This is a genomic window from Flagellimonas sediminis, from assembly GCF_010500845.1.
Classification (GTDB): domain Bacteria; phylum Bacteroidota; class Bacteroidia; order Flavobacteriales; family Flavobacteriaceae; genus Flagellimonas; species Flagellimonas sediminis.
In genome coordinates, this window is the sequence record NZ_JAAAMI010000001.1 from 796,853 (window position 1) to 822,683 (window position 25,831).

General features: G+C 40.0%; 27 protein-coding genes. 7 read left to right on the plus strand and 20 right to left on the minus strand.

All coding sequences use genetic code 11. The annotated features are described in order from the left end of the window. Positions 1-147 precede the first annotated feature (147 nt). The 6 genes from GTK07_RS03535 to GTK07_RS03560 all read right to left on the minus strand — a co-directional run bounded on the left by GTK07_RS03535 (position 148) and on the right by GTK07_RS03560 (position 4,677). A complete protein-coding gene (locus GTK07_RS03535; protein ID WP_163633042.1) occupies positions 148-681 on the minus strand; it encodes a restriction endonuclease in 534 nt (177 codons plus the stop codon). 3 nt (positions 682-684) lie between these two features. After that, the gene (locus GTK07_RS03540; protein WP_163633044.1) at positions 685-1,590 is read right to left on the minus strand and encodes a TIR domain-containing protein; all 906 of its coding nucleotides are present in this window, start codon (positions 1,588-1,590) and stop codon (positions 685-687) included. Between the two features lie 758 nt (positions 1,591-2,348). Further along, entirely contained in the window at positions 2,349-2,696 is a 348-nt protein-coding gene (locus GTK07_RS03545; protein WP_163633046.1) for a hypothetical protein, read from the minus strand. A gap of 31 nt (positions 2,697-2,727) precedes the next feature. Further along, positions 2,728-3,075 carry a hypothetical protein gene (locus tag GTK07_RS03550; protein WP_163633048.1) on the minus strand — a complete coding sequence of 116 codons (348 nt, stop codon included), beginning with the start codon at positions 3,073-3,075 and terminating at the stop codon, positions 2,728-2,730. Positions 3,076-3,104: 29 nt separating this feature from the next. After that, entirely contained in the window at positions 3,105-3,449 is a 345-nt protein-coding gene (locus GTK07_RS03555) for a hypothetical protein (protein ID WP_163633050.1), read from the minus strand. A gap of 10 nt (positions 3,450-3,459) precedes the next feature. After that, on the minus strand, positions 3,460-4,677 hold the full coding sequence (locus GTK07_RS03560) for a hypothetical protein (protein WP_203583709.1): 1,218 nt from the start codon (positions 4,675-4,677) through the stop codon (positions 3,460-3,462). Between the two features lie 126 nt (positions 4,678-4,803). On the opposite strand from GTK07_RS03560, the gene GTK07_RS03565 reads away from it, so the two are divergent. Next, positions 4,804-5,019: a helix-turn-helix domain-containing protein gene (locus GTK07_RS03565; protein WP_163633054.1), complete on the plus strand. Its 216-nt coding sequence runs from the start codon at positions 4,804-4,806 to the stop codon at positions 5,017-5,019. A 107-nt stretch (positions 5,020-5,126) separates the two neighbouring features. Here the strand turns inward: GTK07_RS03565 and GTK07_RS03570 are convergent, their stop codons facing one another. From GTK07_RS03570 to GTK07_RS03585, 4 genes are all read right to left on the minus strand, one after another. After that, entirely contained in the window at positions 5,127-7,805 is a 2,679-nt protein-coding gene (locus GTK07_RS03570; protein ID WP_163633056.1) for a hypothetical protein, read from the minus strand. Next, positions 7,802-8,557: a DUF805 domain-containing protein gene (locus GTK07_RS03575; protein WP_163633058.1), complete on the minus strand. Its 756-nt coding sequence runs from the start codon at positions 8,555-8,557 to the stop codon at positions 7,802-7,804. Before GTK07_RS03575 ends, GTK07_RS03570 begins: the two co-directional genes overlap by 4 nt. Positions 8,558-8,803: 246 nt before the next feature. Then, positions 8,804-9,400: a hypothetical protein gene (locus GTK07_RS03580; protein ID WP_163633060.1), complete on the minus strand. Its 597-nt coding sequence runs from the start codon at positions 9,398-9,400 to the stop codon at positions 8,804-8,806. A 312-nt stretch (positions 9,401-9,712) separates the two neighbouring features. After that, a complete protein-coding gene (locus GTK07_RS03585) occupies positions 9,713-10,933 on the minus strand; it encodes a site-specific integrase (RefSeq protein ID WP_163633062.1) in 1,221 nt (406 codons plus the stop codon). Between the two features lie 393 nt (positions 10,934-11,326). On the opposite strand from GTK07_RS03585, the gene GTK07_RS03590 reads away from it, so the two are divergent. Beyond that, entirely contained in the window at positions 11,327-13,333 is a 2,007-nt protein-coding gene (locus GTK07_RS03590) for a fibronectin type III domain-containing protein (RefSeq protein WP_163633064.1), read from the plus strand. 171 nt (positions 13,334-13,504) lie between these two features. Further along, the gene (locus tag GTK07_RS03595; RefSeq protein WP_163633066.1) at positions 13,505-13,978 is read left to right on the plus strand and encodes a cupin domain-containing protein; all 474 of its coding nucleotides are present in this window, start codon (positions 13,505-13,507) and stop codon (positions 13,976-13,978) included. Positions 13,979-14,024: 46 nt separating this feature from the next. Here GTK07_RS03595 and GTK07_RS03600 read toward each other — a convergent pair whose 3' ends face one another. The 3 genes from GTK07_RS03600 to GTK07_RS03610 all read right to left on the minus strand — a co-directional run bounded on the left by GTK07_RS03600 (position 14,025) and on the right by GTK07_RS03610 (position 15,958). Further along, positions 14,025-14,552 (minus strand): DinB family protein, encoded by a 528-nt coding sequence (locus GTK07_RS03600; protein WP_163633067.1) that lies wholly within the window; start codon positions 14,550-14,552, stop codon positions 14,025-14,027. A 294-nt stretch (positions 14,553-14,846) separates the two neighbouring features. Further along, positions 14,847-15,476 (minus strand): NAD(P)H-dependent oxidoreductase, encoded by a 630-nt coding sequence (locus tag GTK07_RS03605; protein ID WP_163633069.1) that lies wholly within the window; start codon positions 15,474-15,476, stop codon positions 14,847-14,849. A gap of 32 nt (positions 15,477-15,508) precedes the next feature. After that, positions 15,509-15,958: a DMT family transporter gene (locus tag GTK07_RS03610; protein ID WP_163633071.1), complete on the minus strand. Its 450-nt coding sequence runs from the start codon at positions 15,956-15,958 to the stop codon at positions 15,509-15,511. 179 nt (positions 15,959-16,137) lie between these two features. Here GTK07_RS03610 and GTK07_RS03615 point away from each other — a divergent pair, with 179 nt between their 5' ends. Next, positions 16,138-17,283 (plus strand): alpha/beta hydrolase, encoded by a 1,146-nt coding sequence (locus GTK07_RS03615; protein WP_163633073.1) that lies wholly within the window; start codon positions 16,138-16,140, stop codon positions 17,281-17,283. 8 nt (positions 17,284-17,291) lie between these two features. After that, positions 17,292-17,762 (plus strand): nuclear transport factor 2 family protein, encoded by a 471-nt coding sequence (locus tag GTK07_RS03620; protein WP_163633075.1) that lies wholly within the window; start codon positions 17,292-17,294, stop codon positions 17,760-17,762. An 18-nt stretch (positions 17,763-17,780) separates the two neighbouring features. Here the strand turns inward: GTK07_RS03620 and GTK07_RS03625 are convergent, their stop codons facing one another. The 5 genes from GTK07_RS03625 to GTK07_RS03645 form a co-directional block, all read right to left on the minus strand. Further along, positions 17,781-18,104: an antibiotic biosynthesis monooxygenase family protein gene (locus tag GTK07_RS03625; protein ID WP_163633078.1), complete on the minus strand. Its 324-nt coding sequence runs from the start codon at positions 18,102-18,104 to the stop codon at positions 17,781-17,783. 9 nt (positions 18,105-18,113) lie between these two features. Then, the gene (locus tag GTK07_RS03630; RefSeq protein WP_163633080.1) at positions 18,114-18,836 is read right to left on the minus strand and encodes a GNAT family N-acetyltransferase; all 723 of its coding nucleotides are present in this window, start codon (positions 18,834-18,836) and stop codon (positions 18,114-18,116) included. Positions 18,837-18,915: 79 nt separating this feature from the next. Next, positions 18,916-19,491: a Crp/Fnr family transcriptional regulator gene (locus GTK07_RS03635; RefSeq protein ID WP_163633082.1), complete on the minus strand. Its 576-nt coding sequence runs from the start codon at positions 19,489-19,491 to the stop codon at positions 18,916-18,918. A gap of 80 nt (positions 19,492-19,571) precedes the next feature. After that, positions 19,572-20,138, minus strand: coding sequence for a PepSY domain-containing protein (locus GTK07_RS03640; protein ID WP_235932417.1), 567 nt, complete (start codon positions 20,136-20,138; stop codon positions 19,572-19,574). A gap of 24 nt (positions 20,139-20,162) precedes the next feature. Next, positions 20,163-20,723, minus strand: a complete 561-nt coding sequence (locus GTK07_RS03645; RefSeq protein ID WP_163633084.1) for a YceI family protein — start codon at positions 20,721-20,723, stop codon at positions 20,163-20,165. Between the two features lie 297 nt (positions 20,724-21,020). On the opposite strand from GTK07_RS03645, the gene GTK07_RS03650 reads away from it, so the two are divergent. Next, positions 21,021-22,019, plus strand: a complete 999-nt coding sequence (locus GTK07_RS03650; RefSeq protein WP_163633086.1) for a sensor histidine kinase — start codon at positions 21,021-21,023, stop codon at positions 22,017-22,019. 3 nt (positions 22,020-22,022) lie between these two features. Further along, positions 22,023-22,715, plus strand: coding sequence for a LytR/AlgR family response regulator transcription factor (locus tag GTK07_RS03655; protein WP_163633088.1), 693 nt, complete (start codon positions 22,023-22,025; stop codon positions 22,713-22,715). Between the two features lie 77 nt (positions 22,716-22,792). Here the strand turns inward: GTK07_RS03655 and GTK07_RS03660 are convergent, their stop codons facing one another. Further along, positions 22,793-24,442, minus strand: a complete 1,650-nt coding sequence (locus GTK07_RS03660; protein WP_163633090.1) for a solute:sodium symporter family transporter — start codon at positions 24,440-24,442, stop codon at positions 22,793-22,795. Positions 24,443-24,504: 62 nt separating this feature from the next. Continuing rightward, entirely contained in the window at positions 24,505-25,830 is a 1,326-nt protein-coding gene (gene xylA / locus GTK07_RS03665) for a xylose isomerase (protein ID WP_163633092.1), read from the minus strand. Position 25,831 lies beyond the last annotated feature (1 nt).

A 25,831-nucleotide genomic window follows, 5' to 3' on the forward strand; every position in this document is an offset into this window, starting at 1 on the left:
AAGGCTAACGGTCTCGGGTATGAAACGTAGGGCATTTCGGAGCCACGAACTTGTCCACCGAGACTAAGCTTGTAAGAGCCTGGAACTTATGGAAGCCACTACTCGCCCTATGTTTTATACCCATTGTTACCTGCCGTTTTTTATGTTTTAATTATTGAAAAGTTTATGAATGAACAGACCACAATATCTCTTCTTGATTAGATTTCTAAGGTCGTCCAAGGATGTTATATTGTCCAAGTCATTTCGATTAATAATAATAACTCGAATTCCTTCCCCTAAGGATGTTTTTATAATGTCAATCGCACCATTATTATTGTTTCCATTCAAAAAGTCTCCTGTTACGCCATTTGCAGCTATAAATATTCCTGTCTTAAGACTCCGTCTTCTCATTTTTGAAATAAAATTGTCTAGAGCTGGTGCTCCAACAGGTGCTGACCAATTTTTACATTCAACTAAAATAGTATTCTCGAATGGTCTTAAGACTTCTTCAGTTTGAGCATTCCATAGAACTAAATCTATTTCTTCAGCCGCCATCAAAGCATCTCTTGCTTGAATTTCAACTCCTGTCAATTCAGTTAGTAGGTATTCACATAGTTCTTCAAATCTGTCACCTTTGTCGTTAGTTGTCGCGGCTGCATCTACGTTGGCAAGGTGTCCTTGATATGTTGCTAAATTGAACATAGCCTAGTAGATAAAAAATTCACGATAAGACTGAATAAGAGCTTTTACCAAGTCCTTTGAAGTTGAAATGCTTCGAAGTTTTTCAAAGTCAATAACAAGAATTGTTATGCCTGATTGCTCTTTCAAATTTTTAATAAGATTGAAATTCCCTTCGGACAATGTCGCGGTCGTGATGAGAATAAATGACCTAAACCCTTGCGAAATTGCTTTACTTATTAACGAGTGAATGAAGTTGTTTTCTATTCTTTTCGTTGCTTTAACTTCAATTGGAATTGGATTTCCCAAGCCTTTGAGTTCTTGTAATTCATTTGAATTCCATACGATGAAGTCGTACTCTTTTCCACTTCGTTGTTCATTGTACTGTGGCTCAAAATCAGGGATTTCGACTAGTAATTCGTAAATCCATTTTTCAAATTCATAATATTTACTTGCTCCCTTTAAGTTTAATATTCGATTTAGATTATTATCACGAGTAAATTCTTGATAATCGAGAACGTGTCTTGATTTTCGTTTAGGTTTGAGGTATTCAAGTTCCCGAGAATCATCAAGTATTTTTTCAAGTCTAAAAGCCAAGTTCTCAATTCCTGAATCATCAATGTCATATTTATAGAATCTGTAAGAGAGTAGAGAAAACCTATTGAAATTGTCTGTTTGGCTTACAAAGATTACAGGTTTCCCTAATGCGTGAGATACACCAACTTCGTAGTAAGTATTTGGATTTTCATTAGATATGTCCGCGATAACAACGTCTGCTCGTTGGATAGTTTCGATTATCTGTGGAACAACTTGTTCTTCAATATTGAAATAGTCAGTCCTTAGAATTTGTATTGAAATTCTGCTTTGAACGACTTCAAGTGCCCTTGAAATAGGGTCTATGTGTCTATAATTTGAAGAAATGTATATTTTCATTTATGTCGTTTATTTCAAATGGCAGGTAATTTGATTTTATGCTAAACTTTGTTGGGCATATACCGCCAGTTTGGCTTACTATACCGACATTTTCAAAAGTATAGTTTTACGAGGTTCACCGTAAATTTGGGGGGATTTGTTAAATGTAAGAATTTTCAATAAATAGGAAAATGTGGAATCCCGTAAAAAAAAGGCTTAATACTTTCATCGAATGGATGATTTAGATACCAAAGTCGGGCTGCTTTCGTTTTTGTTTTGCTGCGCAAAAGAAAAATGTAAAGCAAGAGGATAGCGCGCAAGCGCGGCGCTATTGATTCATTTTCCTTCGGAAAAGCCCAATTTTAGTGAGATTTTTGAAAATACTGAACAATTTCATTTATTGCATTTTTTACTAAAAAAGGCCTTCAGCCCAGTAAAATCAATGGATTTTTGACTAAAAAATGGTTTTTTGGAGTCTAGTGTAAGTGTGTAATAGACCTATTTTTAGGTGTAATTTATTTTTGCACCTAATCTCCCGTTTTTGGTGAAAAAATGCTCTCAGCCCAATAAAATCAACAAATTTTTGGTGAAAAAATGGAAGATTGATGTGAGGAATGGGTGTGGATTTCTAATTTTTCCTTCGGCCTTTTGATATTTTTGGAATCAACCCATTTTTAACGGAAAAGCACGCTCAGCCCAGTAAAATCAAGGAATTTTTAGCGTAAAAATCATATTAAACCCCTACTTATTTGATCAATAAATGCTTTTCTATTCCTTAATCATTCCTCTACTTTAGCCTTCTTTTCCTCCCTATAAAACAGGTTCAAATGGTCCATTAATGCTTCTTCACCGACCGGCATCAATCGGTTGGCTATAGTCATCGCCTGATGGATGAATTCCTCTTCGTTCCTGTCCATTACATCATCTGAACCAAGATCGGGATTTATTGCCCTCACGGAAAGGTATATCAATGCGCGAACGGTCAACAACAGGTCTGCATGACCGTCAAGATAAAAGAACGTGGGTTGGAACTTTTCCTTGAACCAAGGATGTGGAACCAATGTCGGGGAGTGGTCGTTTGAGTGGTGTCTCAAATCCTTTAGGAGCTTTTCTTCGTTTGAATTCATGACGTGATGTATTTGAATTGATTTTATAGGGTTACCTATCTTCAAGGTTCGATAGCATTTCATCCAGTTTGTCCATGTAATACATTTGACTATCTGGAAGGATACAAAGTACCAGTTCCAATACTTGGGTAATACTATCCTCCTTTGATGCATTATGGTTTTTAGGGGCCAACATCATCCCATCACCATCCATGGCGAATACACAGAGCTGCAATAGGCTTCTGATTTGCATCAAAAGGTGGTCGTTGCCCCTGACCTCGAAGTACACATGGTTTCCTTTGGGATCAATAGACTTTTTGTTACCAAGGAGTCCGGTAAGATTTTTTCTAAGCTTTTGTATATCCTTCAAGGTTTTGAGTTTTTTCTTCTTGTGTTTCATTTTTCATGTTATTTGGTTGACAATCATGCTTATTCCTTCAAAAGGAGTTTTTCTATTCGGTCGTAGCTATCCAACTGGTCATCTGGAAGAATATCAATGACCAACTCCAGTATGGTGATCACCGCATCATCCTTGGATAGAAAGGGAAGTCTTGGGGAGTCCAGTTCGTTTTCATTGTCAATGGTGGACATGCATAGTCTCAGAAGGCATGAGATGACATAGCGCAGTTCAGAATTGTTTTCCACCTTGAACACTACTTCTTGGACTTGCGGTTCATCCTTCCCATGATACCTTCGTTTTCTTGGGTTCAACAAACCAATCACTTTGTCCAATAGTTCCTTTTCGTTGTTATGGCTTTCCTCGTTCTTTTCCATGGCTACTTTGTTAAGTTGTGGTTTCTTTATCGGAAAGCATGAGTTCTCGCATTTCATCCAGATAGTTGCCCTCTTCCAAGGGTATAAGGTTCTTTGCAAACTCCAGTACGGTCTTTACATCCTCCTTGATGTTTTTAATGTCCAAGGTCATATCACACTGCTCGTCCAAGGCCAGGATGCATACATTAAGGGTCGATTTTAAGGTATAGAAAAGGGAAAAGTGACTGTGGACATAAACATGGTTGAGATAATACCCTTTTTTTGTCCTTCGATTTGCAGGTCTCATCATTTCAAAGTTTTCCCTGCTCAATTGTCTGATCGTGTCCAATAGGTTGGGCTCTTTTATATCTTGGGTTTCGAACAAAGCCTTTTTTCCACTTGTAATAAGGGTCTTTAAAAGATCAAGTTCCTTTTCGAACAATTGCTTGATCTCATCCAAAAAGTATTCAAGCTTTTGTTCCAAAAAGTCCAACTGCGCCCTTTCAATATGGAAGGAGTTATCATACCTTGAACTGGAATAGGCCCTGTCCAATAGTTCCAACAACTCCATTTCTGTATGGTCATCAAGATTGAACATTCCCTTTGTTCTGTATATGTTCCTTTCCAAGAACTTTTGATGGACCTCTATCTTATGGCAGATTTTTACTTTTCCACAGAGAAAGCCCTCCAGTACCCGGTATCCCAGTTCAAACCCTTGGTGGGCCATAAAGGCAGCTTGGGATAGGTTATCATCCGACATGAAGTATTTGAACCCCTTTTGAAAGGCGAAACTGCCTTCCAAGGATGTCCGAAAGTCCTCCTCAATGTTTTTCTGGACTTTCTCATTGGTTAGGTCTTCATGTTGGTCCCAAGGAAAGCCAATTTCCCGATTTCCAAATATGAGATGTTCGGTTCGACAATGGTTGATGAAAAACAGGTTTCCATTAGCCAGTTCTGTTTTGGCGTAATCATGGGAAAAGAGATTGTGGAAATGATCTTGATGGTCAGAAAACAACCCTTGGATAATGGGAAGAAACTTGTTGTTGATGTCATTTTTGGGTGCATCAATAATGATGTTCCACCTGAATTTAAAGGTGTTCTTTTTTTCATGGCCTTCGTTTAGATAGACCTGTATAACATTCGGAATTACTTTGATGATATCCGACAAAAGCCATTGTATCTGGGGGGCGAGCAGTTTCTTTCTTTGCGTTAAGGAGTCCATATATCGATACTTTAAGGTGGATTTCAATCCAATTGTGTAGATTTTCTATACGAAAGTATAAAATAAATACTCTTTTTCTATACCAATAGGATAAAATTTTATATAGGTGTATGTAAAATCTATCTTTATGTATCAAAATTTTACATTACTAAAATGACAGACCTAGGATTATATTTGGCCAAAAAGTCCATCAATAAAGCGGAAGTGGCGAGAAGGACGGGTATAAGTAAATCAAGGATAAGTCAATTGAGTTCCAACCCTACCACAAAACTAAGGGCGGAGGAACTTTACCTTATTTCATTGGCCATTGATATAGACCCCTGTGAAGTGATGAAGGAATTATACGGGGATGTGAAGCTTCCAAATTGACATTTTGCCTCGCTCAGTAAGTTAGTTTCGGTAAGATTTGGGCTTGCAGCACTTCGCTTTGCTTCGTTCGATTATAAACTTAATGCGTATTGGAAAATATTAAAATTTTACTGAATTTCCTCTACCGTTTCATTGATTGAATCGTTTACAATTTCCCTATTGGCATCCAACTCTCGATCTAAATAATATAATCCATCGAGATAAGGCGTATACTGAGTTATTGCCACCCCAAGACTATTTTCGGCAAGCTTTCCTTGCTTGTCAAAACGTCTTACCTCGGCATATAGACCGGAAGGCCTCATGGTATATTCATATATGGCGGTGCCATATTCATCCTCTATTAGGGATAAATCCTTATCGAATTGCTTTACTTTCGAGGATTCGCCCATGTCGGCCCATTCATATTCAATTTTATGGTAGCCGGATGGTCCTATTGCAGGCTCACGGTTTTTATCCAAATAGCTATGGGACAAGGTATGTCCCAGTTCATCCAAAATCCAAGTTTGAATCGATATACCACTGGAATTATTGGTATACCTGTCTTGTTCATCCAAATATTCATAACCTGTGATATGTTGCCTTTTGTTAGAAAGAGTATTAATGGTACTGATACCTTCAGGGTCCTTGGTTCTCTGATTCAAGGAATTGAAATATTCAGTTCTTGTCAGGTTGTTATACTTATTATAATAAAATCTTGTTATGGCAACCCCCGATTTCAACTTTCCATTTGCATTGTACTCATATTTAACCGAATCGAGACCTGCACGATTTAAGAGGAAGCGTGTTTTGAATACGCCATCGATCAAGCCAGGTTTCATATTGATATCGTAATTGCTACGCTCTAATAGGCCTCCTTTGCTATTGTATTTGTAGATGTTATAGGTAATGCTGTCAACAGCATACGCCAATTGATCTTGGGGATTGAAGTAGGTTGTTTTTGCCTTGTTCCCGTTCTGGTCATATTCCCACCGGATAATTGCAACATCCGTCTCGAAGGCTTTTAGTTTGCCAATTGAGTCGTAGCATGCAGTTTCTGTTTGTTTGCCTTGGTCATCATATCGGTATCTGTACTCCACCACACCATCATCCGCTTTTGCAAAATTACCCTCACTATCGAGGTAGCTTTCGGATACCACTAAACCTTTCTTGTCAAGTTTTTTCTTGACTATAGCAATATTGTTTTTATTTTGGATGGTATCCCCGTAGGCATTAATGTTGTATTCCCTGACAATGCTATCCCCCTCGTGGATAAATTTTGTTGCCCCCCATTGGGTATCACTGTATTTGAGTACTTTGTCTGGGTAATAAGAAGCTTCAAATGTGATTTTTCCAAATGAATCATATTCATACACCTTTTCGAAATAATCGTCATTGGCTATAATGGGCCTACTTTCTTTGTTGAATCTTTTGATTTGAGTTTCTCGGTCATAAAGGTCATAGGTATATTCATATATTGATGCTCCATTTTTGTCATAAGTTTTATTCCCATCTTCGTCCAGTGATGTTACTCTTACAATATTTCCCCTTTCATCATAGTCATAGGCCAAATAGTAATCATTTAAATGATAGGCGAAATCTCCATTTTCGTCATAAAGCCTGTATTTGGTTTTTTTATGGTTTTCATCGAATTCAAGCTCACGTTTGGCAATAAAATCTTTGTCATTTTTTAATTTCTTTTTCCCATCAAAATTTATAAAGACAACAGTTCTTTCATCTTCGTCCAGTATTCTTTTTTCGTGATAAACCCCCTCATTATTAAGGGTGATTTTTCCTTGCTTATCAAAGTATGTTGCTGTGTAGGACTGTTCGTCACGATTATATTTCCACTTGGTTTCATATACCAGATTCCGGCTGATCCTTTCACCGTTGTGGTTAAAATAATGAACGGTTCTATCTTCAGCTTCATTTAAATAGGTCCTATTCAAGCTGGTCATCAAATCTTGATTGTAGCTTTCATCAGGATTCAGATAATGAACTTCAAAAACATCATCCTTGTTTTTCAAGATCCGCGTTATCGCGGTCTTAAAATACCCTCCATTGACCAGTTTGCCATTTTTATAAAATTTGATGACCTTCTCATCGAGATTGCGATAGGCCACCTCATAGGTTTCACCAAATTTGATATCCTTTTCACCCACTGGATATGAGGTCAAAACTTTATTTGTATGGGTGAAATAGATATGCCGATAGAATTGTGTTCGATTCTTGGTGAAATCATAATAGCTGAGAATATCTTCATTTTCATAGTATGCTGTTTCCCTTAGCCAATCATCTATTTGAAGCTCCCAGTATCTTTGTAGGTCGGTATTGGCATTATGATCGGTAATACTATCGTATACATCTTGCAGGCTATCCAATTTTTTTGCATATTTTTTACGCAATGATTCCATGGTTTTATACGATAAGCCCCCAAGCCCTTTTGCCACAATCTCTTTTCTTAATAATCTGGCGCAGTATTCCGTAATATTGAAATGGTATTGTTCATGGATCAATACATTATACCCATCGTATTCGTTCCTCAGACGCTCAGAAAGGTTTGGGTTCATATAGGCATATACCTTGGAGTTTTTATCGGTTATCAATTTAGGACAGGCAATATAGGAGTATATAGTTGCCACATAATCTTCCTCCATAAACCTGACCAACTCAAAATCATCCCAAACCAGTGGTCTTTCCGACCAAGCTACAATGGCTTTGTTACCGCTTCCAGATTTATAGGTAAAGCCAAACGTGATTATGACCACTATCAAAATGATGGATAAAATGATATGGTGCTTAATTTTCATAAGGTGAGGGAAGATTTTCTAAAAATGACTTTATAAAGCTGAAAGGAAAAATAGGTGAGACACAGGAACAGGCCAATAATAATCAATTCAAAAAAGATGGCTTGGACATAAATTTCGGTATCCCGGAAATAAAGGGTGTACAGCCGAACCAAAACATAAAATGTACTGGAGTAAATGACCCTTTCCTTGAACTGCCCTTTTCCGTCAATCTCCAATGCATGGGAATTATGGTTCATTATCAAAGCCAGAAAATGGCACGGAATAACTGAAATTGATATATACAAAAACAGTTCCATGTCGGAGACATTGAGATATTCCATTAGCATTGCTGCCAGTAGCACATTGATAAGGATTGGACTACTTAATCGTAGCAAAGAGTGGCCAATGGAAAGCTTCCCTAATGGAAACTTTAGGGCATTTTCTTCTGAATCCTTCATAGAAACGGCCACTTCCTTGGGATTTCGCCCGTACTTGTTAATGCCACTTTGAGCGTCTTGGAACAACATTAAAAGACCATAAAAAGGGATGAACTGAAAAAAACCACTGTTCCCCAAGTCGTGACAACGTTTGGCGCCTTGTGCCAACAAAAACCATATCAATACCGAGATGAAGGGGTAAAAAAAGAGAGCTGCTGTCGGAAACTCTTGCCATAAAAATGACGCGCTGAGGTAAAGGATTATGTAGATCAAGTAGCTTAGACCATACTCTAACCGTCGTATACGGCCATCAAAAGAAAATGGGTTTTGGAACATCGAGGTGGGTCTAGTAGGCTATTCTTAAGTTACGTTTTAAAAATAGTGTAATATTTTTAATGAGGAAATTTCTCTCTTTTTTAAACACTGTTTTTCGTTGAATTTCATTTTCCAAAGATGAAGAAGAACAAAATGACCGAATAAGCGGTGTAAAACTCACATAGGTTTTGCCTCGCTCAGTAAATTAGTTTCGGTAAGATTTGGGCTTGCAGCACTTCGCTTTGCTTCGTTCGCTTAATCTTGGATTTAATCATTTAATGTATCAGATTTATAAGTTTGAAGGAGCGTCTCGATTCTTTGTAATTCCTTTTTCAATGTTCTGATTTCTAGCTCCAACGCTTGGTTTTGTACCTTATCATCAATTACCTCGACTTCAAAGGGTGGCTGCGGGATTGGCTTTGAAAACAATGGAATAATTGTAGATGCAAATAGAGTAATCATAGCAATCAATATGGAAACTTTAGCCGTCTTATTCGCTTTCAAAGCCTGCTCTCTTGATTCTTTTAACTCCAAATAATCTATGTATTGTTTAAAGGTTTTTCCTGACAGAACAAACTTTGCTCGTTGAAAATCTTGAAATGCCGGTACGTAAAAGTCTCGTTTATCTCTAAAATATGAAGGAATCATTGTATGGTAAGTTTCAAACGGCTTATGTGAACTTGCCCTTATCCGGTCATCTGTTGTAAATGCATCCACGAACCATTCCACAAGACCATACTTTGCATTAATCGAGATTTTCTTTCCCGATTTTTCCTCAATTTTCGCTATCAACTCATCAAAAGTAATTCCATCTGGGAATTCACTTCCAATTTCCATTGCCATTACGTAAATGCTTTCTTTCATTATAAAAAACCTTTATAGTGTCAATCAAAATAATAATCTGCTCTTTTCAAAGATAATTCTAACGCACTTTTGGAGCTGTGCGGCATTGAGAAAATCAAAAATGGAAAAACCAACAATAGTAAGTTCATCAATCTAAAAAAGAGATATTGCAATATTGGCTGGCCTGATTTGTTCCTTTTTTACTTTATCTTTTGCGACCTACGGGAGCAAAAGCAAGATATGTCATGACAATGACACATCTTGAATTCAATCCCAAGTGTTGGGATTTCAAAGTATTGAAAGGTTTATTCCAAAGGCGATAAAAGTCATGCCCTAAATAGAATTAAGTTCTAATTGATAGGTGTCAAGTACATTGCTAGGTAAGGACTTAAGATAAATTTGGGTGGTACTGAGTTTATTATGTCCCATCATTGCGGAAATGGCTTCCAAGGGCACTTTTTTGAACATGGCATGGGTAGCGAAACTGTGCCTTGAAACATAGGAGGTCAAACGCTCTTCAATCTTACATTCTTTTGCAATTTCTTTTAAACCAATGTTGTAACGTCTCAGCTCCCATTGGGCATCTTTGTACTGCAGTTCCAAAGTGTCCCGATAGATTATGGGCAACAAAAAACCAGATGGGTTAGGATTGTCCAGATAATACTGAATAATAGGTTTAATCTGATCGGTTATAATTATATCATAGCGTTTTCCTGTTTTTCGCCTTTGAAATTTAACACGACCATCGATGATATTATCCCTTTTCAGAAATGCCATATCAATAAAGGACATGCCCAACATTAGATAGGAAAGAATAAAATAATTGCGATAGTGAAAATGATTGGAACCAATCTTGGTTTTCATTTCAAGGATTTTCTTAATGCTTTCAATCTTAATGGCTCTTTTTTCTGTCGGCTTGGTTTTGATGGTATAGTATTTAAAAGGGTATAGAGTTTCATCCACCATGCCCTCCTTGATTCCTTTATTGTAGATGGCCTTTATCGTTCTCATGTAAGATGCAATTCCATTGATGGTATTGCCTGGCTTTGATAAATGGTGCCTTTCAAACCGTTTTAAGAACTCAAGATTGAGTTCATTGAATTTTAAATCCCTATTGCTTGTAAATACTTTTAGCCTTCCTATTATTCCGGAATAGTTTCTTGCAGTGCCTATCCGTTTTTCCCTAATAAGCTCTTCTGCTTTTTGAAGACCGAACTCATAGAATGAGTTTAACCGTTTTCTATTTACAATTTTATCGGCAATGTCCTTTGCTGTTAGCCTATCCAATTGATCATTGTCGGCCAGTCTATTGATTACTTCTTGTGCCTTAAGTTGTTTTTTTAATAAAAGGGTGTTCATTAAGTGAACCGAATCAACATCTTGAAAATTTCTCTTTACTTTGCACCTGTGATGATCCCAGTATTCTTCTGGTACATAATGGCCTGTTTTTATCGAAGTGGTTTTTCTAAAATGGGTCAGCCTCAAAATGATGGGAAAACATCCATTTTGGGTCATTCTGCGGGTGTCCAAACTTAGCTTTATACTCGTGTTCATGAACATAAGTTATAAAAAAATTTGCACGCAATTTGCACGCAAAAAGTTGGTTTCAATTGATTTTGTTTGACAACAAAATTTATTAAAATACTGATATTCAATAAAATATGTGATTTTTGAAATTTACTTGTACCCCTTTCGGCGACGCTGTTAATCAGAGGGTCCTTGGTTCGAGCCCAAGAGGGGGAGCAAAAATGAAAGAGCTGCACGAAAGTGTGGCTCTTTTTATTTTTGCCCTGTTGTGGCCAGAGGTTTATCCTGAGCGTAGCCGAAGGGAGCCCAAGAAGGGGAACCACTAAAACAAATACTCTAACCAATGATTATCTCAAACATCCAAATATGCCATAAAGAATAAGTAGGAATTTTAAACGTTTGGTATGTAAATCAATAGGTATGCACAAAATATTTTTCTTTTTAGTTGTATTCATGCTTCTAGGATGTTCTTCTGATAATGAAGGAAGCGATAGCGAACCAGAACAACAGGGCAACCCAGTAAGATTAAATAATAGCTTGGTCCAAAAAGGGCCTTTTGTTGCTGGATCAGGAATCTTGATTATTGAACTTAACGATGATCTAGAATCCACTAGTATCTCTTATAGTACAGAAACCTTTGATGATTTTGGTTCATTCGATTTTAATGGTTCTATAAATTCCAATAAGTTGGATGTAGAGGCCACAGGGTTTTATTTCAATGAAATTACTGGTGAGCTTTCCAATGGTCAAATTACACTGAGAAGTTTTATTCAAGTTTCCGAACAAAATAAGTCAAACATAAACATATTGACAACGTTGTCAAGACAGCGTATAAAACATCTGATGCTCAATGAAAATATGTCTTACGAAGAAGCCAAAACACGGGCAGAGAAGGAAGTGTTGCGGGCATTTAATATTCCAGAGGACATTATTGATGATCTTGGTCCTTTTCAGAATATGGATATAAGTCAGGAGGGTACGGGTAATGCCATACTTCTTGCTGTTTCTTGTGTGTTGCAGGGGAACAATGGCGATGGTGAACTTTCTGAGTTGGTTACTAAGTTTGCCAACGATTTGGAATCTGATGGTATAATTGAAACTGATTTTGTTGTCAATAAGATTAGGGAAGGTGGTTTTCAGGTAAATCCGAATTCCATAAAAAATAATCTCACCCAAAGATTTGAAAGTCTAGGGGTGGAGTATAGTCTGCCCAACTTTGAACTTTATGTGGATTCCGATGGAAATGGAAGAATAAATGGATATGATGTGACTCCTGCTTACCCAAGTGGTCTTATTGAAGAAACAAAACCTACCATAAACTGGGTTCCTAGTATAAGGGAAACCGTAATGTATGATGTTCAGTTGTCGGATACTTCAAATTTTGAAAATTTGTTGATTGACGCCAATAACGTGGTAGGTAGCCAAATATCAAACATAGAGGTTTTGGAAAGAGGAAGGACCTATTATTGGCGGGTGAGACTTAAAGAAGAGAATGTTGTGGGTGAATGGAAGCAAAGTACATTCGATATCAAAACTATTGAAATTAATAATTTATCACCTGGTGGAGGAGGGGAGATGGGCAACAGTAAGCCCATTTTTAGTTGGGAACATGATATGGCGGAAAGCCTCTCTTTTCAATTTCAGTTGTCCACTGATTCCGGGTTTTTAAATTTAGTTGAGAATGTAGATTCCGGATTAGAAACAAATCAATATGTGGCATCTACAATTTTGGAGGACAATGTAACCTATTTCTGGCGTGTCAGGGCAATGGACTCCAATGGAGTGCTTTCAGAGTGGGAAACCGAAAGTTTTCAATTTGAATTGCCCATATTGTTGACTGGGATGCCAGAAGAAATTGGTGATAGTACACCAATTATTCGATGGGAAGAACCATATTTTATCAATCAACCCCCCGAGGACTTTACCTATGAAATTCAAGTTTCCACAGATATTGATTTCAACAATATTAAATTGGATGTGGGTTCCATTACACAAACCTTCTATCAGGTAAATGAGCCGTTGGATTATAATATCACGTATTACTATCGATTGAGATTGAAGGATGGAAACGGAGCCTTATCCGAGTGGAGCGTTCCCTTAAACTTTAAGTTTATTTTTATTCCAGTAGATACAGCTGCAATATATCCTACTGGGTATATCTTGGATAGCACCCCCTTATTTGATTGGAGCGATGCCTATTTTCCAAATCCAAATTATGCACCTGAATCTGTTAGTTATCAACTTCAAGTGGCAACCGATATTAATTTTAACAGTATTATACTTGATGTCGAAAACATTGGTGAATCCCAATATCAAATAGTGTCACCCTTCACACTGAACACAGAATATTATTATCGTATCCGTTATTCTGATGAAAATAATATTTTTTCAGACTGGGCATGGACGGTGTTCAGTGTAGTGGAATAATCATAAAAATACTGAAGCCGGATAATTCCGTGGCTCTTTTTGTTTTTGCCCTGTTGTGGCGAGAAGTTTATCCTGAGCGCAGCCGAAGGGAGCCCAACAACAATGACCCAATGAAAAAATACCCCATTCCAGACAATCGTTTTTTTCCTTACTTTACTGAAAAGGAATAAGATGAAACATTTTGCATTGTTATTGTTGGTCGTAGCACCCTTTCTAGGGTTTTCCCAAACTTCCGATTACACCATTACCAGTTATAAGATTGAGGGGGTGAAGGCTCCCAATACCCATTATATCGGGGAGGCATGGTTAAACCCCATACTTCATGCCGATACCGATCTGGATTATAACATTACCAAGGCAACCTTTAGGGCCAATTCCACCTTGGATTGGCACAAACATCCTACCCCACAGGTGCTCATCATTGTAGAAGGCGAAGGGTACTATCAGGAAAGAGGAAAAGAACCCATCATTCTTAAAGCTGGGGATGTGATCAAATGTGACAAGGGTGTGGAACATTGGCACACGGCAACAAAGGATAGCAATGTTACCTATTTGGCCATTTATGGAGGAACCGAACCCACCGTTTGGACCGAAGTGCTTTCCCAGGCATATTACGATCAGGTGGCGGAGAAATTGAAAGGATAATAATGCAAAAGCCACCTAAATTGATGGCTTTTGCGTTTAGTTGAGGTTAGAAAAGCTTTTCATTGGGTGGTTTAACCCCGGCCAATCGTATATAAATGGTGGCCTGCCCCCTATGATGTGTTTGGTGCTCGAACATTTTGTCCAACGCCTTGGCCTTGGTCATTTCAAACTGACCAAAAAGGGTGATGGACTCTGCCAATTGGTCATCGGATAGGTTCTTCAATCCGTCGATCACATAATCGTACCCGGCATTTACCAATTCGATCACATGTGCTTTTGATGTGTCTTCGGTTTTCTCGGATTCCCCGAAAGCTACTGGACTTTCAGCACCTGTAATGGCGGCCATGAAACCATAATTGGCATCGGTAATGTGCAACAATTGCTGTGCAAAGGAACGCACCTCTGGGGTGGCCTTAAAGTCGAACTTATCGTCCGGCATAGTTTCCATATACTCCAAGGTATAGGCTTTGGCCCGTTCCCAATCTGCAATCATATCGGTCAGGTTTTGGGCTGTGATGTTGGTGATGGCCATTACAGTAAAGGCCAACGCAAGAAGGATGTTGTTTGTTTTCATGAGTTGTATTTAGCTTGAAAAGTTTTCGGTTGCGGATGCCTTAAATGCATCCTTATGGCAACAGTCGCAGTTTAGGATAGGTTCCTTACAATAAAATACCCAATTGTACTCATTTTTTTTAGACAGGGTCAATCCCTGGGGTATAATTGCTATCCTTTTGGGGAAAAAGAATAATGAGGACCCAAATAGGGACCTGGTTAGGACGTGTAGCATATCCCCATCAATTGTTTGTATTGCAAGATCCTCCAACTAGTTTGAACGATTGCCTACCCAACACTTTGTGTTAAATGTCCATTAAATCATCTCGAATAACTCCTCATGTGGTTTCCTTACCTTTTTTCGGAATTGTGTGTGATCGTCTGTTGCTCGATACCCCACAGGAGCAATAACGGCAGCATTCAGTCCTTTGGATGACAAGCCAAGTATTTCATTGTATCTCTCAGATTCAAAACCCTCCATGGGGCAGGCATCAATCTGAAGCTCAGCACAGGCTGCCAATAAATTGGAAAGCGCCAGATAGGTTTGTCTTTCCGCCCAGTGGTTCCATTCTGTATTGGTTTTGGCGGCCAAACTCTGTTTTATGAAGGTTCCGTATCCTGAAAGGGCTTCCACCGTTGTTCCCTGTATGTCCGCAACAGATTGGATATAGTTGTCAATGTGCCTGTCATCCCTATCCGTATAATTGCAGAACACAAATAGGTGGGAGGCATCGGTGATTTGGGATTGATCCCAAGAGGCCTTCCGGAGTTCCTGTTTAAGTTCCTGGTCCTCTATAATCAATACCTTGTATAGTTGAAGGCCGTAAGATGACACAGAGAGTTGCACCGCTTTTTTCAGTTTTTCAATATCAGATGTCCCAATTTTTACCAGTGGGTCGAATTTTTTGGTGGCGTAGCGCCATTCCAAGTTTTCAATCAGTTTCATGATGGATATAATTATTGTTTTTAAATGGTTTATTAATTTTTGTTGACCATGAAAATTCCAATGCACATGGCCAGGAAACCCAGTGCTCTTTTAACTCCAAACGGCTCTTGGGAAAAGCCGAACCACCCAAAATGGCCGGCAATGGCTGAAAAGATCAATTGACCGAACAACCCAAAGGACATCATGGTGGCAATTCCCAGTTTTGGAATGGTATAGTAGTACAGACAAATGCCCAAGACACTGAATAAAGCCCCGGTAAACCATAAGTATTTGGGAATACCAACCAGTATATTGAACTGGGGAATTTCCTTAAGGCTGACCACAACAATGAGAAAGGAAAATAAGGCACTGAAACAGAAGGCTACCAGAGAGGCAAGCAAAGGATTTTTTAGCTGAACCCCCAATTGCGCATTCAATCCTCCCTGTACGGCCAAAAAAACGCCTCCCATAAAAGCCAGTGTTATATGGTAATGCTGATTCATAATGATTTGATTTTGAAAGACAAAACTAGGGCATGGGAGACTTTGGAATATTAAGGTACCTTAAGAAAGGGGAGCAATGGGAACTCTAGCTTTGTTGTCTAAGGATCAATAATGGTTTTGTTGAGCATGGCCATTGAAAGAGCTTAGCCTTGTTTCTTCAAACAGAAATAAAAAAAATCATGAAAAAATTCATTGTAACCATTGTGGTACTCATGGTCATTTTTGGGATGCGCGCCCAGTCGTACAGTACTCCAAACATAGTAGGGAAAAACCATACTATTGGTTCAAGTGTGTTGAAGGGGAACAGGGAAATCCAGATTTATTTGCCACCAACCTATGAGGGTTCGGGCGAACATTATCCAGTGGTCTATCTTTTGGACGGGCAGCGATTTTTCCTTTACTCGGTGAGTCTTTCCCAAACCTTTCAACAGTTTAAGTTGTCACCCGAGTTTATAATAGTGGGCATATACCAAACTTACCCAAAACGGTTTCAAGAATTGAATGAGGGAAAGGAAAACTTTTTGGAATTTTTGGAAAACGAGTTAATGCCATATGTGAATACTCATTTTAGGACCAAGGGAGAGGACTTGCTTTTCGGTTGGGAATATGGTGGTAGCTTTGTGTTTCACACCTTCTTGAATGGATCCCACCACTTTGATGCCTATATTGCCGCGAGTCCCTATCCTATTTTTGATGCAATTGATGAATTTGATCCCACTGCTTGTGGTGAGGTACAACTTTATTTTGCAACAAGTCCGGATGAATACGAAGTAAGACACGGCACGGAAAAATTAAATCAAAAATTAACCGATGGTCACGTCAAAGGTCTTGATTGGAAATATTTTGAGTTTGATTTGGAAGAACACCGATCCACAGGCTATCCTACTCTTTATCATGGGTTAAGGAATTATTTTAAATACTATCAAGAATTTGAAACGAACAGTTTGAAAAACTTTCTTGCCGAAGGAGGAATGGATCATGCCCGCAATCATGCCAAAGAGAGAGCAAGACGGTATGGGTTTTCATCTGAACTGTCCCTATGGTCCAAATATACCATTATCCGGAGCGCATGGAGAGCCAATGATTTTTATTACTTTGAATCCCTGTTCAATGCGTTGGGCAAAGACCAGTTCATGAATGAACTGTTAAAGGGCAATATGGATCATGCAGTCTCCACAATGGCCGACTTTTACAAAAGGAACCATAAATATAATGATGCTGTAAGACTCTATGAACTTTTGTTAAGCAAACACCCCAACTCGGGGAAACTTATAAAGAAAGTTGAAAAAGCAAGGGATATATTGAAATCAAAAAACCACGAATAATGTCAATAATGAAGAAAAAACTACCTAACATCCTATGGGCCATACTTTTTTTTACCTGTTTTGTTTCAAAAATGTGGTCTCAAATAGAGCAGGCTAAAGCAAGTGATTCCCTTGATTTGCTAGTGGAAAGATACTATGAATTGAATATTGTTGTTTTCCAGTCTAAATCCACCAAAGGGGATATTGATAGGATATTTGAGCTTTTCACAGATGATTTTACCTATGTCCATCCCCAATATGGAGGGGTTTATTCCAGGGAAGACCTTTACAATGGTTATGAGCGCAACCAAGAAAATGGAGGATATGACGGAAGCATCGTTGATGTAAAGGTGGAGAACAAAATAGTAGGGCTGGATGCCGTGGCCGTCAGCAGAAGATTCGTAAAGAAGGAAAACGACAAAGAGATGGACGGCGAACTACAAATGACCTTCTTTGAGTTCAGAAACGGCAAGATTTGCAGGATTTATGAGTACTGGTAAGGAATTCAAAAATTGTTGTTATTGATTTGGGCCATCGGTTTTTAAAAGATTTTTTATTTCATCCAAAGTGAACAATACCTCAACATTTTCACATTTGGCCCTCATGGTGTCCGCAAGGGCTTTGGCATGTTCGGGCAGCCTAGAGCCGGCTGTTGTCCAAGTTGATTGGTCGGGCCATTGGGCATAGGCTATGTAAATGCCACTTGGGTCCATGTGCAATCGGGAGCCAAGTCCCCTGCTGTAGTTGACAAAGGCGTGGGTAAGCTTCTCCCAATCCTTTTCAAAGTCCTTCTCTAGACCCTTTTTTACTTGAAACTTATAAATTACGATGAACTTTCCCATAAAATTTTTTTATTCGGCCAAGGTATAGGTTTCCAATGTACCATAGGTCTTGAATCCCAATTTGGTATATATTTTTTCACCTGCCACGGAAGCAATCAAGTAAACCGGACCGCTATTGTCCATGATGGCTTGGTTCAACAAAAACTTTGTCATTTCTTTTCCTAGGCCCAGTCCCCTAAAATTGGGTAAGGTGCCGATCATGTGCAGCCCATGGTTCCCCTCCCTGTCCAAATAGATCATGCCGCAACAGGCAAAAGATTCATCATGTTTGCCTAGGAACAATTTAAAGTTTTGGTTTTTGATCAGCGGGTCCAAAACTTGGGTAAGCACGGCATAACCAAACGCTCTTGACGCGATGTCGGCAAAAATGGAGGCCTGACTTTTTGTGGATACTCTTTCAAATAGTACCTTCTCTAAGGGTAATGGTGCCTTTCCAGAGGTGTCCATCGCCATGGCACTCAAGGATGATGTTAAAGATAGTTTAAGAGCCTTGATCAAATCCCCTTGTTCATCTTTGCTTGCTACCATGGAATTGGGCACCATTCCTTCTTGTAAATCTTGTGCCAATGTTTTGGGATTTATAAATTGGGATTGAAGCCGAAAGGTCTTATGTGGCCACGAATTGTTGATGGGGCCGGTGAATAGGTAACCATTTCCATTTTTTAAGAACCCGCCAGAAGTTCCAATAGTTTCCCAAAAATCGAATAGATGTTCTTTTATTTTTTGGTTCATGGGATTGTAGGCATTGTTGGATACCGCAAAACTATGACAGTGTAGTGTATGTAATCTTAAGGAATGTTAAGAAAGGCAATTACAAGTTTTTGCGTAGTGTACTTAAAAATTCTGGGGTAATTCCCAAATAGGAGGCAACCATGTATTGTGGCACCCGTTGTTCTATGCCCCTATATTTAGAACGGAACTCCAAATAGCGTTCTTCTGCAGACTTGCTCATGGCATTTAGGTTGCGATCTTGTAGGCTCACATAAGCTTTTTCAAATTTCAATCTATAAAACCTTTCTATGGCAGGTACTGCATTATAAAGTCTGTTGAGGGAGTCTCGGTGAATCTGAAGGATTGTTGTTGGCTCTAGGGCCTGAATAAATTGTTTGGCAGGAGTTTGGGTCAGATAACTGTACAGATCGTTCACCCACCACCCTTCAATTCCGAATTGTACAATATGCTCCTTGGCAGACTCGTCCATATAATAGGCCCTTAGGCAGCCCTTGGCCACAAAACGCATATGTGCCGAAACTTCTCCGGGGAAAAGCAACATTTCCTTTTTTTCAAATGCTCTTTCGTTAAAGCAATTGGCAATGATTTTTTCTTCCGAAGAGGATAGTTGAATGATTTCCCTAAAATGTGATAGTAATTCTTCGATTGGGGCCACAAAACAAATATGTAAGACTAAGATAGCAAAAAGCCACCATTGTTGGTGGCTTTGCCAGTTTCGTGGGGAACTACTTTTCGTTATACCAAGAGCAATACTATGGTCAAAAGAAAACCTGCCACTGCAAAATAGAGTCCTTTTTTATAGATGGGGGCATTGGGCTTGAACATAAAAAATGCCGATACCGCAAAGAAAAGCAGCGCGATCCCAAAGAAAATGCCCAACCAGAACAATGGATTGCCAGTGTGCATTTTGTGGAGTTTGTTCATATTCTCCAAAATCATGGGCAATCGTTTTTCGGTGTAGGAGGCTTCCCCTGTTTTCGTGTTGTAAGTTCCACCACTAAAGTAAACCAGGTCACCTTCCTTCTTGTCTACTTTAAAGCCTCTTTTGCGCAAGGCTGTGCCCAAGGCTTCTTCCTGTAAGTTGGGTTCCAAGGTAGTGTTTACCTCGTATTCACTTTTTAAGAAGTCCGTGCTACGGAACGTAAGTACAATGCCACTGATGGCGTAGACTGCCATAATACCGGCCAAAAAGAATCCCAAGTAACGGTGGAATTCCCTAAACGTATTCTCTGATTTTCTTCCCATGGTATTCGGTTGCTGTAAAATAAAGAAGAAGGGAGGTATGGGCCTTCCCTTCTTCATGGTTAATTCTCTTGATCTAAGTAATTATTGTTGTGCCATTTCAAGGTTGATGGTCATTTCCACATCATCGCCCAAAGTTGGGGTATCGCCACCAACTCCAAATTCAAGTCTATTGACGGTTCCGGTCAATTTAAGGCCTGCTTTTAATTTGTTGCTGCGTTGATCGGTGATAATTCCGTTTACTTTGCCTTCCAAGGTGATGGGTTTGGTTACTCCGTGCATGGTAAGGTTTCCCGTCAAGGTAAAGGTCTTGTCGCCGGTTTTTTCATAACCTGTGCTTTTAAAGCTGATGGCAGGAAATTTTTCGGCATCGAAGAAATCGGCACTTTTTAAATGGCCGTCACGTCTTTCGTTATCGGTGTCAATGCTGGCGGTTTGGATTTCCACACTGAACTCGGCATTTTCAAAGGTATCGCTGGCCGTGGCAGTAATGTCAAAATCCCCAAAGCTTCCTTCAACTTCAGAGATCATCAAATGGGTAATGGAAAATCCAATTTTGGAATGTGATTTGTCAGATTTCCAGGTCGATTGGGCCGAAACGACCAGACCGGTCAACAATGCAATGGCAAATAGTGTTTTCTTCATCTTTTTAATTTTTTGTGTTTGTAGAGTTTTTTAAGGTTTTATAGCTTGTAAAGTAAACCAAAAATTGCAAAATGTCCCCATTTCAAACCCAGAAAGCAAGGGATGCCAAAAATGGTCAATGTTTTTGACATCCCACAACTATTTTCCGTAAACGACAAAGGTTAACCTCCAATCAACCAGAGGTTTGTATAGAGGAGGTTAAAATGTCGTTCGGGGGGCAAATACGGTTGTTCGGAAATCTGTTTTTTGGTAGATGGGTTTTATCCCTAGATTTGACCTTGATTTAAATGCAAAGTATTGATTTCTAGAAAGGAACTTCTTTTTCAAATTATATTGCACGTCATCGTGCTCCTGTTTTTCTCTTTTGACAGAAATGAGGAGACAATTAGTTTTAACAAGGCATTGTTTCTTCTCTATTATAGTGGGGCCACCGTGGTAGTAACCTATTACCTGATGCCCAAATTTTTGTACAAAAAGAAATATTGGCAATTTTTCCTAGGGTTTACCATCATTGTGGCTACAGTGATTTCCATTGAAGAATTGATCATAGAACCGATTATGTTTCCCAATACCAAAAGAGGGGATACTTTTCCTGGGCTATACATTTCCCTTTTGGGATTATTGCCGGTCATGTTCATCCTTTCAGGTTGTAAATTTGGTTGGGATGCCCTACAAAAGCAGGCTCAGATAGATGAATTGAAGAGTGCTATCCAAGAAAGCGAGATCCAGTTTTTGCGTAGCCAGATCAACCCTCATTTTTTGTTTAACAATTTGAACAACCTGTATTCCTATGCCCTTCAAAATTCACCCAAGACCCCGGAGATCATTCTTGAAATGAGTGGGGTTTTGCGCTATATGTTGTACGAGTCCAAGGAACAGTTTGTACCTTTAAAAAAAGAGTTGGAACAACTCGGTAATTTTATCAGGTTGTACAAGTTGCAGATAGAGGACAGGGGAGTTGTTCGGTTTGATGTGGACGACATCAAGGAAGAATATAGGATTGCCCCATTGATCTTGATCGTTTTTATAGAGAACGCCTTCAAGCACAGCCAATCGGGCCAGTCTTCGGATATTGAGATCGATGTTTCCATCAAAGTGGAGAATGACCTGCTGGAGTTCCATTGCAAGAATAATTTTGAGGTAGTACCCAGTTTGGATACCATTGCCAAGGGAATTGGGCTTCAAAATGTGCGGAAACGTTTGGAAATCCTATATCCTAAAAAGCACGAGCTTGAAATTAAGGAATCTGCCAACAGCTATGATGTATATCTAAGACTTGAACTGGAAAAAGTATAAAATATGAGATGCATAATTGTTGAAGACCAACCCCCTGCACAGCGTATTTTAAAAAAGTTCATCCAAGATGTACCTGCCTTGGAGCTTGTTGGTGTCTTTTCAGATGGTTTGCAGGCCATGGAGTTCTTGAAGAATGGACCAGTGGACTTGATGTTCTTGGATATCCACTTGCCCAAGATCAACGGCCTCGATTTTCTGAAGAGTATTCCTGAGGCACCGCATGTGGTGCTCACCACGGCATTCTCCGAGTATGCTCTGGAAGGCTATGACCTCAATGTGGTGGATTATTTGTTAAAACCCTTTTCGTTCCAGCGCTTTTTGCAGGCGGTGAACAAGGTCAGCATAAAGCAGGAACATCAGGTCCCAAAGAACGATACTGCCCAAGTGAGTGAGATTTATGTGAAATCGAGTCATGAGCACATTAAGGTTTCGGTCCGCGACATTTATACCATTTCTTCGGATTCGGATTATACCGAGATCCACCTAAAAGGCAAAAAAATACTTTCCAATGAACCTTTGCGACATTGGTTGGATGTGCTTCCTATAAATCAGTTTTTTCAGGTGCACAAATCCCATATCATCAACACCCAAAAAATAGATCGTATCTCAGGAAATCAGGTATTGCTCGCCAACGGGGCAAAAATTCCTTTGGGGCGTGCGTACAAAGACCACTTTCTAAAAAGCGTTTTACAATAATTGACCAACCTAAAAAAGAAAAGGCCCGGGATATTGTTCCGGGCCTTTTCGATTTATAGGGAAATGATTTTATTTTCTTATTTGGCAAAGTAGACATAGATGGCAATTACCACCACGCAAATAAAAGCACTCGCCAATTTAACGTGTTTCCAAGGTTCAATGGATACCTGTTTGGTATATTCCAGTTCAAACGCCTCTTTTCTCGGGTAGATTTTACCAATGATCAACATGATGATGATGTTGGTAATGAACAATATGGCCATTACGTGCAGATAATGGGGGTAGGCTCCGGCCTCTACCATATGCAACTCTTGCGGGTCGGTTATGCCATTTGCCTTGGCTTCCGCCAGTGCGTTGGCCACCATTTTTGGTCCCACAATAAACTGACTGATGATGTACAGGATGGACCCTGACAGAATACCGATCTTGGCGGCAATGGCAGGAACCCTTTTGGTCAAATAACCAATGACGATAATCGTGAAAATGGGGATGCTATAGATACCATTGATTTCCTGTAAATAGTTGAAAAGACTACCCGCATTGGCAATGAGTGGCGCAATGAACATGGCAGCCAAGGCCAAACAGATACCAAAGATTTTTCCATACTTCACAATGGTCATTTCTGATGCATCCTTGTTAATGTGTTGTTTGTAGATATCGATACCGAACAAGGTCACGGAACTGTTCAAAACACTATTGAAGGAACTCAAGATGGCACCAAATAGTACGGCGGCAAAAAAGCCCATCAACGGTTTGGGCAATACGGCCCTTACCAATTCCGGGTAGGCAAGGTCACTACTGGCCAGCCCACCTTCAAAATAATAATAGGCGATCATTCCTGGCAAAACAAGGATGATGGGCCCCAAAATTTTCAAAAAAGCGGCAAGTAAAAGCCCTTTTTGTCCTTCGGCCAGGTTTTTGGCGCCCAATCCCCTTTGTATGATCTGTTGGTTGGTTCCCCAGTAGAACAACTGTACCAACATCATACCGGTAAATATGGTTGAGAAGGGTACTTCTTGACCGGGATTTCCCGTGGAGTCAAAACGTTCTGGGTTGGCGGCCATCAATGTGTCGAGTCCTCCCAACACACTTCCATCGCCAATGGCCATCAATCCAAAAACAGGGATGAGCACCCCTCCGATAATAAGTCCGATCGCATTGATACTGTCCGAAACGGCCACTGCCTTCAACCCACCAAAAACGGCATAAATCGAACCTACGATACCAATGCCCCAGATGCAGATGACCAATGCCGTGGAGTCCGATACACCCAGTACTTGGGGCACATCGAACATCCCGCTGATGGCCACGGAACCGGAATACAGGATTACGGGGAGCAGTACCACCACATAACCCGTCAAGAACAATCCCGAAGTGATGGTTTTGGTAGTGGTGTCGAATCTTTTGGCCAAAAACTGGGGAACGGTGGTAAGTCCACCCTTCAAATAGCGTGGAAGCAAGAACATTGCGGTAACTACAATGGCCAAGGCGGCCAAGGTTTCCCAAGCCATTACGGATAGCCCGTCTTTATACGCGCTACCGTTAAGACCTACGATTTGTTCCGTAGAAAGGTTGGTCAACAGCAATGAACCGGCAATAACGCCTGCCGTTAGGCTCCTCCCACCCAAAAAATAACCATCAGAAGATGTTTCATCCGTTTTTCTAACGGACCACCAGGATATAAAAGCTACCAAGAGCGTAAATCCCAAAAACGATATAAGTGCCATGTTTTACATTTTGATTGCTTGGCCTTTGGTCAAAAGCCAAATGGATTAGTTTGTTTTGTTAATTACATAAATTGGTTGATGATGTTCTCAAACAACTCCTGTTGACCACTTCGCTTTTTGATATCTTGGTGGGCATTGGCATGCACATAAAGGTCTTCCAAGGTGAGTTTCCCATCTTCAAATGCCTTTCCGGTCCCAGAATCAAAAGAGGCATAGCGGTCTCTTCTCCTGCTAATATAGTCGGAATTTTCCAAAATACTATTGGCGGCGAGCAAAGCCCTTGAAAATGCATCCATTCCGCCAATGTGGGCATAGAATATATCTTCCAAGTCCGTGGAGTTCCTTCTGATCTTTGCATCAAAATTGATACCGCCTCCCTGAAATCCTCCGGCTTGCAAAATCACGAGTAGTGCTTGGGTAAGTTCAAAGACATCCACTGGGAATTGGTCTGTGTCCCATCCGTTCTGGTAATCGCCGCGGTTGGCATCTATACTTCCCAAAAGTCCATTGTCGGCGGCCACCTGCAGTTCGTGCTCAAAGGTATGTTGGGCCAAAGTGGCGTGGTTCACTTCAATATTGAGTTTGAAATCACCCAAAAGGTCGTATTTGGTCAAAAAGCCCAAAACGGTGGCAGCATCAAAATCATATTGATGTTTTGTCGGCTCCATGGGTTTGGGTTCGATAAAGAACGTACCCTTGAATCCCTGTTTGCGGGCATAATCCTTGGCCATATGCAGAAAGCGCGCCATGTGGTCCAATTCCCGGCCCATATCGGTATTCAATAATGACATATATCCTTCTCGACCACCCCAAAAAACATAGTTTTCACCCCCTAGTTTAATGGTGGCATCCAAGGCATTCTTGATCTGTGCCCCGGCAAAGGCCACCACATCAAAATCGGGATTGGTCGCAGCCCCGTTCATATAGCGTGGGTGACTGAAGCAATTGGCCGTGCCCCAAAGTAGTTTTACCCCGGAAGCCGCCATTTTTTCCTGGGCGTAATCGGTGATGAGGTCCAATCGTTTTTCGGATTCTGCAAGAGTGGCGCCTTCCGCGATCAAATCAAAATCGTGAAAGCAAAAGTAGGGTGCTCCAATTTTGGTAATGAACTCAAAGGCTGCGTCCATTTTGTCCTTGGCCTGTTGGATCGGATCGGAACTTGTTAGCCATGGAAAAGTTTGGGTGGGTGCCCCAAAAGGATCGGAACCGACCCCAGTAAAGGTATGCCAATAGGCAATGGCAAACCGGAAATGTTCCTTCATGGTCTTACCGCCCACTATCTTGTTCTCGTCATAATATTTGAAGGCGAGCGGATTGTCCGATACTTTTCCTTCAAACGGTATCTTGGGGATTCCCTTAAAAAATTCCTTGTCTCCTGTTGTGATCATA

Coding starts and splice junctions, on each gene's coding strand:
- GTK07_RS03535 (WP_163633042.1), bottom strand. CDS start 681: ATGTTCAATTTAGCAACATATCAAGGACACCTTGCCAACGTAGATGCA.
- GTK07_RS03540 (WP_163633044.1), bottom strand. CDS start 1,590: ATGAAAATATACATTTCTTCAAATTATAGACACATAGACCCTATTTCA.
- GTK07_RS03545 (WP_163633046.1), bottom strand. CDS start 2,696: ATGAATTCAAACGAAGAAAAGCTCCTAAAGGATTTGAGACACCACTCA.
- GTK07_RS03550 (WP_163633048.1), bottom strand. CDS start 3,075: ATGAAACACAAGAAGAAAAAACTCAAAACCTTGAAGGATATACAAAAG.
- GTK07_RS03555 (WP_163633050.1), bottom strand. CDS start 3,449: ATGGAAAAGAACGAGGAAAGCCATAACAACGAAAAGGAACTATTGGAC.
- GTK07_RS03565 (WP_163633054.1), top strand. CDS start 4,804: ATGACAGACCTAGGATTATATTTGGCCAAAAAGTCCATCAATAAAGCG.
- GTK07_RS03570 (WP_163633056.1), bottom strand. CDS start 7,805: ATGAAAATTAAGCACCATATCATTTTATCCATCATTTTGATAGTGGTC.
- GTK07_RS03575 (WP_163633058.1), bottom strand. CDS start 8,557: ATGTTCCAAAACCCATTTTCTTTTGATGGCCGTATACGACGGTTAGAG.
- GTK07_RS03580 (WP_163633060.1), bottom strand. CDS start 9,400: ATGAAAGAAAGCATTTACGTAATGGCAATGGAAATTGGAAGTGAATTC.
- GTK07_RS03585 (WP_163633062.1), bottom strand. CDS start 10,933: ATGAACACGAGTATAAAGCTAAGTTTGGACACCCGCAGAATGACCCAA.
- GTK07_RS03590 (WP_163633064.1), top strand. CDS start 11,327: ATGCACAAAATATTTTTCTTTTTAGTTGTATTCATGCTTCTAGGATGT.
- GTK07_RS03595 (WP_163633066.1), top strand. CDS start 13,505: ATGAAACATTTTGCATTGTTATTGTTGGTCGTAGCACCCTTTCTAGGG.
- GTK07_RS03600 (WP_163633067.1), bottom strand. CDS start 14,552: ATGAAAACAAACAACATCCTTCTTGCGTTGGCCTTTACTGTAATGGCC.
- GTK07_RS03605 (WP_163633069.1), bottom strand. CDS start 15,476: ATGAAACTGATTGAAAACTTGGAATGGCGCTACGCCACCAAAAAATTC.
- GTK07_RS03610 (WP_163633071.1), bottom strand. CDS start 15,958: ATGAATCAGCATTACCATATAACACTGGCTTTTATGGGAGGCGTTTTT.
- GTK07_RS03615 (WP_163633073.1), top strand. CDS start 16,138: ATGAAAAAATTCATTGTAACCATTGTGGTACTCATGGTCATTTTTGGG.
- GTK07_RS03620 (WP_163633075.1), top strand. CDS start 17,292: ATGAAGAAAAAACTACCTAACATCCTATGGGCCATACTTTTTTTTACC.
- GTK07_RS03625 (WP_163633078.1), bottom strand. CDS start 18,104: ATGGGAAAGTTCATCGTAATTTATAAGTTTCAAGTAAAAAAGGGTCTA.
- GTK07_RS03630 (WP_163633080.1), bottom strand. CDS start 18,836: ATGAACCAAAAAATAAAAGAACATCTATTCGATTTTTGGGAAACTATT.
- GTK07_RS03640 (WP_235932417.1), bottom strand. CDS start 20,138: ATGAAGAAGGGAAGGCCCATACCTCCCTTCTTCTTTATTTTACAGCAA.
- GTK07_RS03645 (WP_163633084.1), bottom strand. CDS start 20,723: ATGAAGAAAACACTATTTGCCATTGCATTGTTGACCGGTCTGGTCGTT.
- GTK07_RS03655 (WP_163633088.1), top strand. CDS start 22,023: ATGAGATGCATAATTGTTGAAGACCAACCCCCTGCACAGCGTATTTTA.
- GTK07_RS03660 (WP_163633090.1), bottom strand. CDS start 24,442: ATGGCACTTATATCGTTTTTGGGATTTACGCTCTTGGTAGCTTTTATA.
- xylA (WP_163633092.1), bottom strand. CDS start 25,830: ATGATCACAACAGGAGACAAGGAATTTTTTAAGGGAATCCCCAAGATA.